Consider the following 15676-nt stretch of genomic DNA (forward strand, 5'->3'; position numbering starts at 1 on the left):
CAAAAGAAATCCAACCATAAGAAAGGTTAAAAAAGGATTTCTTCGTGTCAAATCGTAATAGTAGTATAGAACACCTTGTCTATATAAATTATAACCTAAAATTTAAAAAAAATCATCAAAAATCAAGGGATATTTATACGCTTTTTTAGCGTTTTCAAACACGAAAAGGATATGATCAGATACTTAATTAGCTAAACATATCCTTTTATCTTCTTAAATTGACGACATTGAAGAAAATCGGATTCTTTGGTTTAACAACTGTTGATACAGCTACATCAACTAATCCTGCTGGTATTCAAGATTTAGAATTTAAAGATGAGATTGAAACAGCCAAAAAAGAAATTGATGAATTAGAGGCTGAAAACGTTGATGCCATCATCGCAATTTGTCATCTTGGTGATGGTGATGTTACATGCAACAGTGAAGACTTAGCTTTGGCGATGAATGATGAATATCAAGATAAAATTGATGTTATTATTGATGGTCACAGCCATACAACTGAAAACAAAGAAGTTAATGACATTACAATTGTTCAAACAGGAACTGGAATGACTAATGTCGGTAAACTAACATTAAATTTTGATCAACAAGATGTTATGGTTAATGAAGAATTATTAAATGCTTCTAACCTTAAAGATATTCAACCTAAAGCAGAAGTAACTAATAAGCTTCAAGAAATCCAAAATGAACAAGCAGCTATTTTAAACGAAGTAATCGGAAATAGCGAGACAACATTATGGGCTGGTCAAATTGGAGTTGTTGCTATAGCTCGTTTGGTAGAAACAAATTATGGTGACTTGGCCGCTGATGCTTTCTATAATGCTGCTGCAACATTTTTACAGACCGTTAATGGACCTGAAGCAACCATGCCTATTGTGGCTGTTGAAAATGCTGGCGGTATTCGAGCTAAGTTAGCTAACGGTCAAATTACTACTGGGAATCTAATCGAAGCATTTCCATACGCCAATACTTTATATTTAAAAGTTATTACCCCTAAAATTCTGTATCAAATGATGGAAATATCCGGAAGTTATTTAAATGGTCAAGATAAAGAAACAGGACTGCTATTACAAGAAGCTAACTCTGGTGGCTTTTTACAGATTGCTGGATTTAATGTTGTTTATGATCCTGATGGTCAAGATACCAAAGTAACTTCAATTACTCTAGCAAATAGCAATACTATTTTAGATCGTAATGACGACACTACCCAAATTATGTTAGTAAGTAATAACTATATTGCTAATGGTGGCAGCAATTATACAATGCTATCTGACATACCTAAATATGGTGAAGCTGGTGGTGAATTAGAAACAATTGAAGCTTATTTACAAAAATGTTTAAGCAACAATACTTTAACTAATTATTCAAGATCTCAAAATCGAATTCAAATGCTTAGTGATGGTTACACGCCTAAAGATTATACTGCTTCAATTAAAATTGTCGATGAAAATCAACAGCCACTAGCCAACCAAAAGCTATCATATCGCCTTGATGGTGATAGTCGCCAAAATGGAATAACTGATGAAAATGGTATTTTAAAAATCACCGTAACCGATGGTAGTCATAGTGTTCGCTTAGCTGATAATCAAGCCGATATCTATATCGATAATTATGCTGGTTTTGGAATTATCGAAGATCAGTACCGGCAAATGCCAACTTTAACCTTTATAGATGATGGAAGTTGCGATCCAATTATCGTAACTGATCCCGATACCGATTTAAATCAGCCAGAATCAGGTACTAACAATGATCAGGCTACTGTTAATCAACCTGATAATACCAAAACTACTGCACCTGATACCGGTGATAATAGTAACCTTGGTTGGATGCTTTTAGTAACTTTAGCACCACTTGCAATAATCGTTACTTTAAAAAAGAAACAATATCTTAACTAATATTTAAAGGGTGATAATCGTTAAAATTATCACCTTTTATCTTATTTATTTTTATAATATTTCCCTAATTGATCCGCACCTAAAATTGCTGCAAAAACATCTTCACACGTTACATTAAAAGGCATATTTCCAATAGTATCATCAGGTGAACAAACTAATTTTGCTACTTCCATAATTTCCTCAGGATTTACTTCCAAAATGTTTAAATCTTCTAATGTCGTTGGTAGGCCAACTGCATTACATAAATTAATTACTTCTTCAATTTCCTTTTTATGAGCATTTTCCAATACTAGTTGAACTAATGTTCCAAAAGCAACTTTTTCACCATGATATAAACTATGAGTAGCTGGAATTGCAGTTAATCCATTATGAATAGCGTGGGCTCCAGCCAAGCCACCTGATTCAAAACCAATTCCACTAAGATAAGTATTTGTTTCAATAATATTTTCTACCGCTTTTGTACAAACGTGATTTTCTACGGCTAATACGGCTGAAATTCCATCAGATAGTAATGTTTCATAACATAATCTAGCTAAGGCCATTGCAGCTTTAGTAGTATTCCCATTTAAACAGTTTAATGCGTCACTACGATAACAAGCTCTGGCTTCAAAATAGGTTGCCAAAGCATCTCCAATTCCTGCTACTAATAATCTAGCTGGCGCATTACAAACTACCTGAGTATCAACTAAGACAATATTAGGACTACTTGGTAAATATAAATATTTTTCAAAAACACCATTGTCACTATAAATTACAGACAGTGATGAACAAGGTGCATCTGTAGAAGCAATTGTCGGTACAATTACTGTTGGGATATTGGCATAATATCCTACTGCTTTAGCAGTATCCAATGTCTTACCACCACCAACACCTACAATCACATTTGCTTGTTTTTCTTTAATTAGATTACAGATTCGATTAATTTCATTCATCGAACATTCACCATTAAAATCAATAATATCTACAGTTATTTGTTCTTGAATGCTTGCATTAATATCCGGTACCACTATATCTTTAATATTTTTATCTACGATCACTGCTAATTTATTTCCAATAACCGAAACATGTTTTGTTAAATTCTTTAGTTCTCCTTTTCCCTGGATATAGCGAGATGGACTACCAATTATTTTTGTCATTTTCATACCTCCCATTACATTAAAACAATAATAATGTTTTATTGTATTTATTTATTATATTATTGTTTTTTATCGATTACAATTTTATTATAGTGGTATTTTTATTATTGTCAATAATAATATTATTGTTTATTGATATTATCAATAATTTTTAATAATTTATAATAAAAAAATCTTAGTATTAACTAAGACCTTTTTATCAATCAATCATTCATTTTATTAAAATCACTGTTAGGAAAAATAATTGTAACTTTAGTGCCCTGATGATATTTTGAAGCTATCAGCAACTTTAAACCTAATTTTAAACAAATTTTATTAGCTAAATACAATCCCATTCCCGTTGCTCTTGTTTTTAAGCGATCGCTACCGGTAAAGCCGGCTTCAAATACCCGGGATAAATCACTTTCTTTGATTCCAATACCATTATCAATAATTTCTAATATTATTTGAGTTTTTTCTTTTTTAGCTTGAATGATGATCTTTTTTTGTTTCTTATCCATATATTTAATGGAATTATTGATAATTTGATTGATAATAAAAATTAACCATTTTTCATCACTAGCAACATTTATATCTAGATTATCAGTCTCAATTGCAATTTTATGCATTAAAAAATAATCTTTATTTTGCATGATTATCTGATGAATTACATCTGATAAATTAATTTCTTTAATAAAATAATCTTTTTGAGGATTTTCACTTCGAGCATAAAATAAAACTTGTTCTACTAAATTGTCCATCTTATTTACTTCTTGTTTCAATTCAACAAGTTTTTGATTATCACAATATAATGATAATGCTGCAAGTGGTGTTTTAATTTCATGAACAAAACTTTCAATATACTCTTGATAACCTTTATATTTGCCTTCTAATAACGTTATTTTATCATTCATGGCTTTAGTAGCTTTTTTTAAAGCATAGTAATACGCAATATTTTCTAATCGCTTTGGTTTTTTTATTACTTCGGAAATTAAATATTTTTCTTCTAAATTATCAACTAGAAAAGTAATTTCTTGATTTCGTTTATTAATTTTACAATAATCAAATAACAAATACCCAAACAATAAAAGCAAACTTAGGATAAACATTGGGATAATTGTCATTATCTTTAAACCAATCATGTAACCAAAAAAGAATTGCATAAAAATAAATAAAAAATAAAAAGTAATTAGTCCAATTTTTTCTTCAAAATAACGCATCATATCTGATATCCCTGTCCTCTGATTGTTTTAATAAAATCTTTTTGATCTATCTCTTTTAACTTTTTACGTAAGCGATTTAAATTAACATTTAAAATATTGTCATCCAAATAGTACTTTTCATTCCATAAATAATCTAATAGCTCCTCTTTAGTAATCAATTTACCTGGATTCATAAAAAAATAATATAAAATATGAAATTCATTTCTAGTCAATTCTACTTCCATTTCCTGATATCTTATAATTGATAAATGTAAATCTAAAACCACATTATGTACTTTTAATTCCTTATATTGAATTGGATCAGATTGTCTTAGTGCCCGTTTAATTTTTGCCAGTAAAATACTTTTATTATATGGTTTAGTGACAAAATCATTGCCACCAGAAATAATACTTTTTAGTTCATCTTCTTCATTAGTTAAACTAGTTACAAAAATAATCGGCACAGATTCATATTGCTTGATTTGGCGACAAATATCAAAACCATTTTGATTGGGCAAATTAATATCTAGTAAAATTAAATTTTTATCAATTTGATTCACATCATCTACAATATCTCTTGTAAAATCGTCTATTGTTGCTACATCGTAACCTTGATTCTCTAATAACTCTTTTAACTCCATTCGCACCCTTTTATCATCTTCAACGATTAATACTCTAGCCATCTTCTACACCTCTTATTAAATATATATTATATCACCAATAGAAAAAAGCCCATAACTGAGCTTTAATCCATTACATTATTTTTAAAAGTTAAGTAAGTAGCAATATAGTAAACACTATAAATAATCATAAAGATCACAATTACCAGTAAAACCGTCAATAAATAATTCATCGAAGCACTAGTAATTTGATAAAATAGATGATCAATTGAATAAGCCGTTATTAAAGCAATAATGATTGGATAAATAATTGGGAAAATAAAATTAGCTGTTATTTGCTTTAAAATCGTTTTATTAATATTACTTTCACTAACACCTAATTTACTTAACAATTGATATTGATATTTATTTTTATTAGAATCACTAAGTGTTTGAATTGATAAAATCGTCCCGACAACTGTTATAAAAATAAAACTGATATAAATAAGCGAAAATGAAAAGATCGTCATTGCTGAATAGTTAGCGGCTTCATAATATCCTCTGACTACTACTGGATAGTATTGAAAAGTACTGCCACTATCATTAAACTGATAATACCCTAATTGTTCTAATTGATCATTATCTTCCTCACCTAATTTTTCATCAGTATCCAAAACATATAATTCATTAACTACGGTCATATGCTCAATTACATCATTAGGAACTACGATTAAAAAACTATTTCCCGTACCCCATGCTAAACGAAAATATTCCATCGTCGTTGCTTTAAAAGATAATCGCTGTCCATTAATAGTTATATCTGCCTGATTACCAGCAATATTATCTAATCCATCTGCAATCGTTTTATCACCAGTTACTAAATATTCATTATCTAATGATATGGCTTGACCACCTAGCATTGTTACTAATTGATTATAGACTGATTCTTTAAGATAACAATCGTAATTAAATAAACCATGAGGGCCAATATCTTCAATATACTTAGCAATTTGATTATCTTTTGTGGTATATATTTGATAATCTAATTCTTGATTGATTTTATAGTGCTCATGAATATAATCAATATATTTTTGGGCCTGTTGTCTATTATCGTTTATTCCAAAAAAACCATCATCAGTTTCACTATAAATATCACCAATTATCACATCATAAGGAGCTTGTTGCTCAATGTTATTTTCATATGCATCTTTCATTACAAAAGACATATTCATGCAAACTAAATTTAATGTAATTAATAATGATAATGTTCCTAAAGTCATCCCAATTGTTTTTGATTTAGCTTCATAATTTTTAGCGACAAACAAGTTATCATTACGATATTTTAATTTATTTCGTTTATTAATAAATGCTAAAATAAAATCACTTAAAGTAAAGGTAATACCATAAATACTAATAATTAATAATACTATGGATCCCCCTAATAACAATAAACTAGATGGCTCCATTTCTAAAAAGAACCGATCACAAAGAAATAGGCCAATAACTCCTAAGATAACAAATAAAATAAATAATAAATTACGATATTTTTTCTTTTTCCAGATCACTGCTTCATTTTTCTTTTCCAGATATAATAAATCATGAATCTTCATCTTTTGCATTCGGCGACTGCTTCTAATAAGGACAAAAGCATAAATCAAAATAAAATAGATAATTGAAAGCAAAATAGGCTCTTTATTTATTTGTAAAGAAACTTGGTATGGCATTTTAAATAAAGTCATGATAATTGCCGAAAAAAGATTGCCAAAAATAATTCCAATGATAAAAGAAATCAAAAAAGCCATAATTCCTAAAATTAAATTTTCTAAAATAAACATCCGATTAATATACTTTTTTTCAATTCCTAAAATCAGATATGTCCCAAATTCCTGACTTCTTTTTTCAAACATAAACCGGGTTGTATAATTAATCAACCAGGCAACAACAAATAAAATAATCAAAGTCACAAAAATAACTGCATATTTTAAATTATCCATGGTACTTGATAATTCATTAATTTCTTGAGAAAAGGAAACAAAATTAAAAGCAAAGATCAAAGAAAAAGCCATGATTACGGTCATGATATAAATTAGATAATCTTTTAAACTTCTTTGAACATTTCTAAGTGCTAATTTACATAACATTTTGAATATCGCCACCTAACAATGTTAATACATCTAATATTTCATCAAAAAAAGCTTTTCTAGTTTTTTCGCCTTTGATTATCTCATTAAAAATTCTTCCATCTTTTAAAAATAAAACTCGACTACAAAAGCTGGCACTAAAGGAATCATGGGTAACCATCAATATTGTTGCTTTTAATTGACGATTCATTTCATCCATTGTTTCTAGTAACATCCGACTACTTTTAGAATCTAAAGCCCCGGTCGGTTCATCCGCTAAAATCAGCTTAGGACGATTAATCAAAGCTCGTGCACAAGCACAACGCTGTTTTTGACCACCCGAAACCTCATAGGGATATTTATCTAAAATATCAATGATCCCTAACTTTTGTGCAATATCATTGACTTTTTGATCTACTAGATTAACATCTTCCCTATTAATAACTAATGCTAAAGAAATATTTTCAGCAATTGTTAAAGTATTTAATAAATTAAAATCCTGAAAAACAAAGCCTAAGTTTTCTCGCCTAAATTTTGCTAAATCTTTTTCCTTTAATTCTGTAATATCTTTATCACCAATATAAATATGACCACTAGTTACTTCGTCAATTGTCGCGATACAATTCAATAATGTAGTTTTACCCGAACCACTGGCTCCCATTATAGCGACAAATTCACCTTCATTAACGCTAAGTGATAAATCATTAACTGCTTTAGTAATGTTGGTTTTAGAGCCATAATATTTTTTAACGTTTGTAAGTTTTAATATTTCCATCTAAATCACCCTTTCCGCTTTCATTATAACAACCCCACTGGCAAATAAAAATTACAGTTTTGTAAGACAAAAAACCTGCTTCTTGCAGGTTTCGTTAAATCATTTAATTATTTCAATCGTATATATATCTTCAATTTTAATTTTTTGGCCATCTACTAAAATAATTCTTCGTGAATATTCATCAATCTTAATTACTCGACTTGTTATTTCAAGATATTTGCCACCAGCTTTTTTTAAATCTTGCTGAAAATAAACAATTTTAACTAGTGGTCTTGTCTTGAGCTTTTGGATAATTATTTGTAATTGACGATCAATGGTTTCTTTTTGATTTTCATCAAGCATTTTTTTCTTTGTTGTCAACCGTTGAGTTTCTTGAATTGCTTCTTTATGACCCGTTAAGGCAGCAAATGGCGCAAATTGGGCTGCGCGATCCATCAAGGGCATCTGCGGATGTTTATTAGATACATGATGTGGTAAATCAATTATATCACGATAGTCATGAATATTATCTCTAGTTGCCATTATGCTTTATGACCTCCAATCGTTTTATTTCTTTCTTGCCCTGTTGCCCCTTCTTCTAGATTCATTCCTTTTAAAACAGCATTTTTGCCAAATTTTTTCTTAATCGCGATAGTTGCTTCCTGTAATTTTCGCTCTTTTTCTAAGTCTATTTTCTGTTTTTCTTCTTGTTTAAATACTTTATTATAATCAGTAAACAAATCCATTTGTTGATATAGTTCTCTTTGTTCCAAACTTTTTTCATCAATTACATGACTAGCTGAAAGATTAAAACGCCGAATATATAATGATTTATTAACTTTTGTTTCATACCATCTTAATACTTTTTCTCTAATAATAGTTGCAGACGATGTATAACTGCCAAGATTAATAGTTCCATGAGCATGTTTAGGAATCTTACGACCGTAACGATCACTCATGATCTCCCCATGATAATTATGTTTTAAATTGTCACGATCGTAACCAATCGTAATCACAATTTGATCAGTTACCAGCTGTTTAGCCACTAAATCCAGGGCTAGAGCATCTAGCATTTCTTTTAAAACTAAGCGTCCTTTATCAAAATCATAAGGGCAACTTAACACCTGCCCGGCCCCAATGCTATTATGCTCTGGTTTATAAGCTTTAATTTCTTTCATAGTACATGGTTCATACCCCCAGGCATGATCGATTAATAACTCAGCATTAACCCCAAAAAGATCATACAACAAATCTTCATTATAATACTCACCAGCTTTTCCAACTGAACATTTGGCAATATCTCCCATTGTATATAAACCAACTTGACGTAAACGTTTTTCATAACCACGACCAACTCGCCAAAAATCAGTAATTGGTTGATGATTCCACAAATACTTACGATACATCCCCTCGTTTAATACGGCAATTCGTACCCCATCCCGGTCGGGTTTTATATGTTTAGCAACAATATCCATAGCTACTTTACATAAATAAAGATTAGTTCCGATTCCAGCTGTTGCAGTTAGCTCTTTTGAATCATAGATATCCTGAATAATCATTTTAGCAAACTCTTTTGGTTTCATTTGTAAATTAGTTAAATAATGGGTAGCATCGATAAAAACCTCATCTATTGAATAAACATGAAGGTCTTCAGGAGCAACATATTTTAAATAAATATTATATATTTCAGTACTATAATCTAAATAAAAAGCCATTCTTGGTGTAGCTATAATAAATGAAAGTTTTAAAAATGGATCTTTTTGCAACTCTTTATCGTTACTAGATTCTCCTTTAAAAGCACGGCCATTGATTTTTCGTTGTCTTTGTACATTTATTTCTTTTACCTTTTGAATCACTTCAAATAACCGGGCCCGCCCTGGAATTCCATATTGTTTTAACGATGGTGATACAGCCAGACAAATTGTTTTTTCAGTTCTGCTTTCATCAGCTACTACTAAGTTAGTAGTTAACGGGTCAAGCCCCCGTTCTTTACATTCAACCGATGCATAAAAGGATTTTAAATCAATTGCAATATAAACATGTTGACCCATCTTATCACCACCTTTATTTCTATTTTACTATATTTAATAATTTTTAAACAATAAAAACCAATGAAGAATTAATTTTCTTCATTGACTAAAACTTAGTTTGTTTCTTTTTCTAACATCTGCTTTTCAGCAATCTTAAAAAACGGATAATAAATCACAATTGCAATAACAATTTCACAAGCTGACCAGATAGCAGCTCTGATATCCCAACCAGTTGCCAGTAACGGACCAATAATTGGTGGCATCGTCCAAGGAACTACAGTAACTGGCGCTCCTACCAAACCAATAGCCATCAATAAATACGATAGAGTACAAAGAACTAACGGTACTACTACAAAAGGAATCATCATAATTGGATTCATAACAATCGGAAATCCAAAAATAATTGGTTCATTGATTTCAAACAAAGCCCCTGGTAAAGATACTTTACCAAGCTCTTGGTAAGCTTTACTTTTAGAAAATAACATCAACAATACTAATGTTAATGTTGCTCCAGTTCCTCCAACATTTACAAATAAACTAGAAAAACCTGAAGCAGTAATATATGGTAAATCTTGGTGATTAGCAAATGCTGAGGCATTAGCGGCAACAAATGATAAAAAGATCGGATCTGCTACTCCTTCTAAAGTCATATCACCATGAATACCAGCACACCATAATAAACTTACAACTAACGTATAAACTAAAATTCCTGGTAGACTGTTTAAAGCAAAAACAAATGGTGAAAAGATTGTTTCTACAAATTCATTTACATTAAAGTGTAATGGCACTCTTATAGCCCAAAATAACACTAATGTTATCACACCAGGAATTAATGTAACAAATGAGTTACTAACAGCCGGTGGTACCCCTTCTGGCATTTTAATAGTAAAATTTTTCTTTAAACAAAAATGAGAAATTTCTACCGCCGATAATTGCTGCAATAATAGCCGTAAATAATCCACCAGAGCCAAAACCATCAACACTGATAGCAAAATCATCATTTAACTGCGTAATAATATAAGCCATGACGGCTAAACCAACGTTAGATATTGTATCCATCCGATATGATTTAGCTAAATGATAACTGATTCCAATAACTGCCAATAAAGATATAATTCCAATTGAAACAGTTGAAGCTGCTCCAATCATAGTTGCATAAGGAGCAATAAAATTTGTCCAAGCATCAATTGGAATATTTCCAATAATCAAAAAGATTGATCCCCCGATGATTGCTGGTAATGTAATCGTTAACCCGTTTCTAATTGCGATTAAGTGTCTTTGATTTCCCAACTTAGTTAATGGTGGTATCAAAACATCTTGAATCCAATTTAAAAATTTATCCATTAGATATTCCCCTTCCTATCACACCCATCTTCTCTATGTGATAGAGGTATTATAGCGCCACCAGCACCAATAATCAATAACTTTTTATCGTAATAATAATTATTTATAATAACAAATTAAAATAATCTCCTTCTAATCAACAAATAATTAGAAAAAAATTTATTGTTAATCAAAAGAAAATATGCTAATAAAATCCTAACAACATAATTTATTGTCAGGATTAGTTAAGTTTGATTATCCAATTTCAAAATCTTCACTTCGATAATGAGTCCAATCAACTTCATTAATATAATCTTTAATTTGAGCAATTTTAAAATACTCATTTTTATTACAAATAAGATAAAAAGATAAGGTTGCTTCTTTATCGATAATCGGAATATAAACGCGGTCTTCATAAAGATGAAATCTTGGAATCGTTAAACTTGTTCTAAAGGTAAATAATGTGGATTGTTTTTGTAAAATTTTATATAATTCCAACTCTTTTTGAATGATAAAATGTGAATCTGGCATATTTTCAACACATACTTGATGCCAATATCCAGTATTATCATATTCTAAAAAATTATAGCCATTTAATTCCTTAAAAGTTGTTTCCTTCTTAGCGGCAAATGGTTGATCAGCAGTTGTAGCTATATTTAGTACTTCTTGGCATATTTTAAAACAAACTACATCATCACGTCTCATGGGATAATCTAAGATAATTGCTGAATATAAATGATCATTTAACCCCTTAATTAATTCTTCAACCTCCCCATTAACTTCATATCTAAATGATAAATCAGGATACTGACGTTTCAATGTATATCGAATAGCCCATAGTGGTGCTGGAGCACAAGAAGCAATAACTAAATTATTATTTAAATTATACTGATTAATTACTTTTGTCTGCAATTCATCAACATCTTTTAGTATCTTTTTAGCTCCTTCTACAACAGTCTTGCCATATTCATTGATAATTAAACGATTATTAATTCGATCAAATAATTCTATTCCTAACTCATTTTCTAATGATTTTAAAGAACGGGTCAAACCTGATTGTGAAATATATAATTCTTCAGCAGCTTTAAGCATTGTTCCATACTTTGCAATCGCCAATACATATTTCAATTGTCTAAGTTCCATCATACCACTCCTATCTATGCAATATAATCATATTATATTATGATTTATACTCATAAATCTATGATTTTTAACAATTATTTTTTTTGTAATGATGTTGCTAGAATATAAGTATAAAAACAAGGAGGTACCAAAGATGGAAAACGTTGAAAACAAAGTTATAATTATTACAGGTGCTACTTCAGGGATTGGAGAAGCTACTGCTAGAGTATTAGCCACTAATGGAGCAAAGGTGGTTTTAAGTGGTCGCCGTGAAGAACGACTTGAAAAATTAGCTAATGAACTAGGAGATAATGCTGCTTACTTAAAATCAGATGTCACTAGTGTTGAAGATATGCAGGCAATTGTCAAACTGGCCAAAGAAAAATTTGGAAAAGTTGATGTTTTATTTGCTAATGCAGGAATCATGCCAGCTGGTAATATGTCAGAATTGGACTATAAAGGGTGGATGAACATGGTTGATATTAATATTAAAGGAGTATTAAATTCAATGTATGCAATCATTCCAGAATTCTATGATCAAAATTCTGGTCATATTATTATTACATCATCTAGAGCAGGAACAACACTAGTTCCTGGAAATGCTGTTTATTGTGGTACAAAGCATTTTGTCAAAGTAATGCTACAATCATTTAATTCAGAAACTAACCAGGAAGGTAAAAATATTAGAACAACAACAATTTATCCTGGAGCAATTAAAACTGAGTTATTAAATGCTGTTGCTGAAAATGATCATAAAAAAAAGGTTGCTGGATTCTATGAACAATTTGGTTTACAACCTGATACAATTGCCAATGCCGTATTATATGCTATTTCTCAGCCAGATGGAGTAGATGTATCCGACTTAGTTGTTCGTCCAACCTTTGAAGGATAATATAAATCTATTAAAGTAAAAACACGCTCAGACGTGTTTTTATTATCGAAAGCCAACATTCATCGCATATTCAAAATCATCAACAATTTCATCGATATTAATATTATTGCTATTAATAATATATTCAAACATATCAACGGTTGCATAAGAAAAAAATAGCGCCAAAAAATCTTGGGTATGTCTGGCAGTGTGATTATTTTTATTTTCTAACATTATTTTATAATCACCTTCCATCATCTTAATAAACTCAGTTTTAAAATTATTTTGTCCAGTTTCTTGAAATGCCTGTTTAAAAAAATCCGGATATTCTTGCATAAATAAAATTAGCTGTCTGGTATTTTCTTTTTGATGTCCTTCAGCTAAATTTAACGTTTTTTTGAAATTAGCATAAATATAACGCATTAAATCTTGTTTATCTTTAAAATGATAATAAAAAGAAACTCGATTTAATTCACAATAATCTGTTATATCTTTAATTGATATATCTTCAATTCGATGATTTTTTGATAATTCTAATAATGCTTTTGATAATTGTTTTTTCGTTCTATCACTCATATTTATCCCTCTTTATTGTATTGTAACATCTTTTTACAATTTAGACTATTTGTAAAAAAATTTTACAGCTTGGTTTGGTTGTTTATTGTAGTAAACTTAATAAATTTTATAATTAAACAGAGGTGAAAAAAATGAAGAACAAAAGTCAAGTCTTTACTCCTATTAAAATTGGAACCAAAGTTGCTAAAAATCGAATTGAAGTATCACCAGCTGGTTCTTTTATATCTGGTAAAAATGGTGATGTTAACCATGAGTTTTTAGCGTATATGAACCATCTAGCCAAAAGTAATGCCGGAATTGTTACTGTTGGTGTTTCGGATATCAGTGGTAAACCTAGTGGGGTTCCTATTCTCGATATCAACAATAAGTTAATGATTTCCGATTTATGCGATGTTACAGAAGTAATTCATAGACATGGAAGCCTAGCAAACATTGAATTAGTTCATGGCTATTATATGCTAGTTCCGGGTGAAAAACTAGTTAATGATTTAACTACCGAGCAAGTAGAAGAGTTAATTCAAATGTATGTTGATTCAGCGGAAAATTGTTTAATTGCTGGATTTGATATGATAATGATTCACGGAGCTCATGGTAATGTTCCATCAATGTTTTTTTCTAGAAAATATAATCATCGTACTGACCGTTTTGGTAATCGCCATCAATTTGGTAAAGAGCTCTTGCAACAAATTCGTAATCGCGTTGGTGATAAACTGGCCATTGAGTATCGAATTAGCGGTGAGGAAATATTAGATGGTTATTCTACTTTAGATGAAACTATCGAATATGCTAAAGCCATTGAAGAATATGTTGATTTATTTCATGTATCCCGTGGTTTATTAGAGAAAAATGAATGCCTGCCATATTTATTTATGCCAACATACTTCCCTAGAGGAATGAATTTAAATGCGACTAAACAAATGAAAAAAGCATTAAACAAACCAGTTGCTGTCGTTGGTGGCTTTGATATGGATAAAGCAATGGAAGTTATTGATAATGGTGATGTTGATGTCGTGGCTATGATTAGAAATATCTATGCTGATCCCAATTGTATCATCAACGCTCAAAACAATAAATCTAATTTAACACGACCATGCGTCCGTTGTAATAACTGTATCAATCGAACTCACTCAAAAATGATCAAAGTTCAATGTGCTGTAAATCCAACATTAGGAAAAGAAACCCAATTCCCACCTATCTATCCAATCAAAACTGATAAAAAAGTTATGATTGTTGGTGGTGGCCCTGCCGGGATGGAAGTTGCCAGAGTTGCTTCTAAAAAAGGATATCAAGTATTACTCTATGAAAAAGATGCTACTTTAGGTGGCGCTTTAAAAATGGCCAGTGGTGCTTCTTTTAAACAAGATATGAAAAAATATCTTGAATGGTCAATTAGAAGTATCGAAAACGATTCAAATATCACAATTTATACCAATACAATAGTAACTCCAGAACTAATAAAAGAAATTAATCCTTATGCCCTCTTTATCGCTATTGGTTCTAATCCAATTTTACCAACATTTAGTCATATGGAAAATGTCGTCTATGCCGGTGACGTTGATTTAAAAAAAGTTTCCGTTAAAGATAATGTTGTAATTGTTGGTGCCGGATTTACGGGATTAGAAACTGCTTTAGAATTAGCTAGAGAAGGTAAGAATGTCACTGTAATTGATCGTCTTCGTAAAGAAGAAATTGGTGCTGATAGTGTTGAAATTAGCATGATTGGTTTAAAACAGTTATTAAAAAAAGAACATGTTAAATTTATCTGCGAAGTTTCTTTAAAAGACGTTAGTGAAAATGGCGCAATTATTACCTATAAAGATGGTCATGAAGAATTATTATCATGTGATACTGTTGTTTTATCATTAGGAGTTAAACCTGATTTAGAAAAAATTGAAGAATTAGATGATATCGTGGATATCACTCGTATCATTGGTGATTGTAGCATTGAACATGGTGGTACTTTATATCATGCCGTTCATAGTGGTTATGAAAATGCTAAGGAATATCTATAATCAAGCTGCTTAACATAAATAATCTCCTGTCTATAAAGCAGGAGATTATTTTTTAGT

14 protein-coding genes are annotated in these 15676 nt (G+C 30.4%); 3 read left to right on the forward strand and 11 right to left on the reverse strand.

Annotated elements, in window-relative coordinates; translation table 11 throughout:
- Positions 1–227: 227 nt before the first annotated feature.
- Positions 228–1895 carry a bifunctional UDP-sugar hydrolase/5'-nucleotidase gene (locus tag Q0K54_RS02000; RefSeq protein ID WP_294578170.1) on the forward strand — a complete coding sequence of 556 codons (1668 nt, stop codon included), beginning with the start codon at positions 228–230 and terminating at the stop codon, positions 1893–1895.
- A 41-nt stretch (positions 1896–1936) separates the two neighbouring features.
- On the opposite strand, the gene Q0K54_RS02005 is transcribed toward Q0K54_RS02000, so the two are convergent.
- The 10 genes from Q0K54_RS02005 to Q0K54_RS02050 form a co-directional block, all read right to left on the reverse strand.
- On the reverse strand, positions 1937–3031 hold the full coding sequence (locus Q0K54_RS02005) for a glycerol dehydrogenase (protein ID WP_294578171.1): 1095 nt from the start codon (positions 3029–3031) through the stop codon (positions 1937–1939).
- Positions 3032–3234: 203 nt separating this feature from the next.
- Entirely contained in the window at positions 3235–4233 is a 999-nt protein-coding gene (locus tag Q0K54_RS02010) for a HAMP domain-containing sensor histidine kinase (RefSeq protein ID WP_294578172.1), read from the reverse strand.
- Positions 4230–4895, reverse strand: a complete 666-nt coding sequence (locus Q0K54_RS02015; protein WP_294578173.1) for a response regulator transcription factor — start codon at positions 4893–4895, stop codon at positions 4230–4232. Before Q0K54_RS02015 ends, Q0K54_RS02010 begins: the two co-directional genes overlap by 4 nt.
- Positions 4896–4957: 62 nt before the next feature.
- Positions 4958–6952, reverse strand: a complete 1995-nt coding sequence (locus Q0K54_RS02020) for an FtsX-like permease family protein (RefSeq protein WP_294578174.1) — start codon at positions 6950–6952, stop codon at positions 4958–4960.
- The gene (locus Q0K54_RS02025; protein ID WP_294578175.1) at positions 6942–7706 is read right to left on the reverse strand and encodes an ABC transporter ATP-binding protein; all 765 of its coding nucleotides are present in this window, start codon (positions 7704–7706) and stop codon (positions 6942–6944) included. Before Q0K54_RS02025 ends, Q0K54_RS02020 begins: the two co-directional genes overlap by 11 nt.
- A 99-nt stretch (positions 7707–7805) precedes the next feature.
- Positions 7806–8228: a hypothetical protein gene (locus tag Q0K54_RS02030; protein ID WP_294578176.1), complete on the reverse strand. Its 423-nt coding sequence runs from the start codon at positions 8226–8228 to the stop codon at positions 7806–7808.
- A complete protein-coding gene (locus Q0K54_RS02035; protein ID WP_294578177.1) occupies positions 8228–9736 on the reverse strand; it encodes a DNA methylase in 1509 nt (502 codons plus the stop codon). Before Q0K54_RS02035 ends, Q0K54_RS02030 begins: the two co-directional genes overlap by 1 nt.
- Positions 9737–9828: 92 nt before the next feature.
- A complete protein-coding gene (locus tag Q0K54_RS02040; protein ID WP_294578178.1) occupies positions 9829–10677 on the reverse strand; it encodes a PTS sugar transporter subunit IIC in 849 nt (282 codons plus the stop codon).
- Positions 10595–11059 (reverse strand): PTS transporter subunit EIIC, encoded by a 465-nt coding sequence (locus Q0K54_RS02045; RefSeq protein WP_294578179.1) that lies wholly within the window; start codon positions 11057–11059, stop codon positions 10595–10597. Before Q0K54_RS02045 ends, Q0K54_RS02040 begins: the two co-directional genes overlap by 83 nt.
- Positions 11060–11293: 234 nt before the next feature.
- Positions 11294–12181 carry a LysR family transcriptional regulator gene (locus tag Q0K54_RS02050; RefSeq protein WP_294578180.1) on the reverse strand — a complete coding sequence of 296 codons (888 nt, stop codon included), beginning with the start codon at positions 12179–12181 and terminating at the stop codon, positions 11294–11296.
- Between the two features lie 133 nt (positions 12182–12314).
- Between Q0K54_RS02050 and Q0K54_RS02055 the strand changes: the two genes are divergently transcribed.
- Positions 12315–13052 (forward strand): SDR family oxidoreductase, encoded by a 738-nt coding sequence (locus Q0K54_RS02055; protein WP_294578181.1) that lies wholly within the window; start codon positions 12315–12317, stop codon positions 13050–13052.
- Between the two features lie 42 nt (positions 13053–13094).
- On the opposite strand, the gene Q0K54_RS02060 is transcribed toward Q0K54_RS02055, so the two are convergent.
- A complete protein-coding gene (locus tag Q0K54_RS02060) occupies positions 13095–13607 on the reverse strand; it encodes a TetR/AcrR family transcriptional regulator (protein WP_294578182.1) in 513 nt (170 codons plus the stop codon).
- 131 nt (positions 13608–13738) lie between these two features.
- Between Q0K54_RS02060 and Q0K54_RS02065 the strand changes: the two genes are divergently transcribed.
- On the forward strand, positions 13739–15619 hold the full coding sequence (locus tag Q0K54_RS02065) for an FAD-dependent oxidoreductase (RefSeq protein WP_294578183.1): 1881 nt from the start codon (positions 13739–13741) through the stop codon (positions 15617–15619).
- Positions 15620–15676 lie beyond the last annotated feature (57 nt).

It is taken from the genome of uncultured Thomasclavelia sp. (genome assembly GCF_944324745.1).
Taxonomy (GTDB): Bacteria; Bacillota_I; Bacilli_A; order Erysipelotrichales; family Coprobacillaceae; genus Thomasclavelia.

Bases quoted from the DNA above. Each gene is read 5' to 3' on its own strand.
- Q0K54_RS02005 (WP_294578171.1), bottom strand. From the start codon at position 3,031: ATGACAAAAATAATTGGTAGTCCATCTCGCTATATCCAGGGAAAAGGA.
- Q0K54_RS02010 (WP_294578172.1), bottom strand. From the start codon at position 4,233: ATGATGCGTTATTTTGAAGAAAAAATTGGACTAATTACTTTTTATTTT.
- Q0K54_RS02015 (WP_294578173.1), bottom strand. From the start codon at position 4,895: ATGGCTAGAGTATTAATCGTTGAAGATGATAAAAGGGTGCGAATGGAG.
- Q0K54_RS02020 (WP_294578174.1), bottom strand. From the start codon at position 6,952: ATGTTATGTAAATTAGCACTTAGAAATGTTCAAAGAAGTTTAAAAGAT.
- Q0K54_RS02025 (WP_294578175.1), bottom strand. From the start codon at position 7,706: ATGGAAATATTAAAACTTACAAACGTTAAAAAATATTATGGCTCTAAA.
- Q0K54_RS02030 (WP_294578176.1), bottom strand. From the start codon at position 8,228: ATGGCAACTAGAGATAATATTCATGACTATCGTGATATAATTGATTTA.
- Q0K54_RS02035 (WP_294578177.1), bottom strand. From the start codon at position 9,736: ATGGGTCAACATGTTTATATTGCAATTGATTTAAAATCCTTTTATGCA.
- Q0K54_RS02045 (WP_294578179.1), bottom strand. From the start codon at position 11,059: ATGGATAAATTTTTAAATTGGATTCAAGATGTTTTGATACCACCATTA.
- Q0K54_RS02050 (WP_294578180.1), bottom strand. From the start codon at position 12,181: ATGGAACTTAGACAATTGAAATATGTATTGGCGATTGCAAAGTATGGA.
- Q0K54_RS02055 (WP_294578181.1), top strand. From the start codon at position 12,315: ATGGAAAACGTTGAAAACAAAGTTATAATTATTACAGGTGCTACTTCA.
- Q0K54_RS02060 (WP_294578182.1), bottom strand. From the start codon at position 13,607: ATGAGTGATAGAACGAAAAAACAATTATCAAAAGCATTATTAGAATTA.
- Q0K54_RS02065 (WP_294578183.1), top strand. From the start codon at position 13,739: ATGAAGAACAAAAGTCAAGTCTTTACTCCTATTAAAATTGGAACCAAA.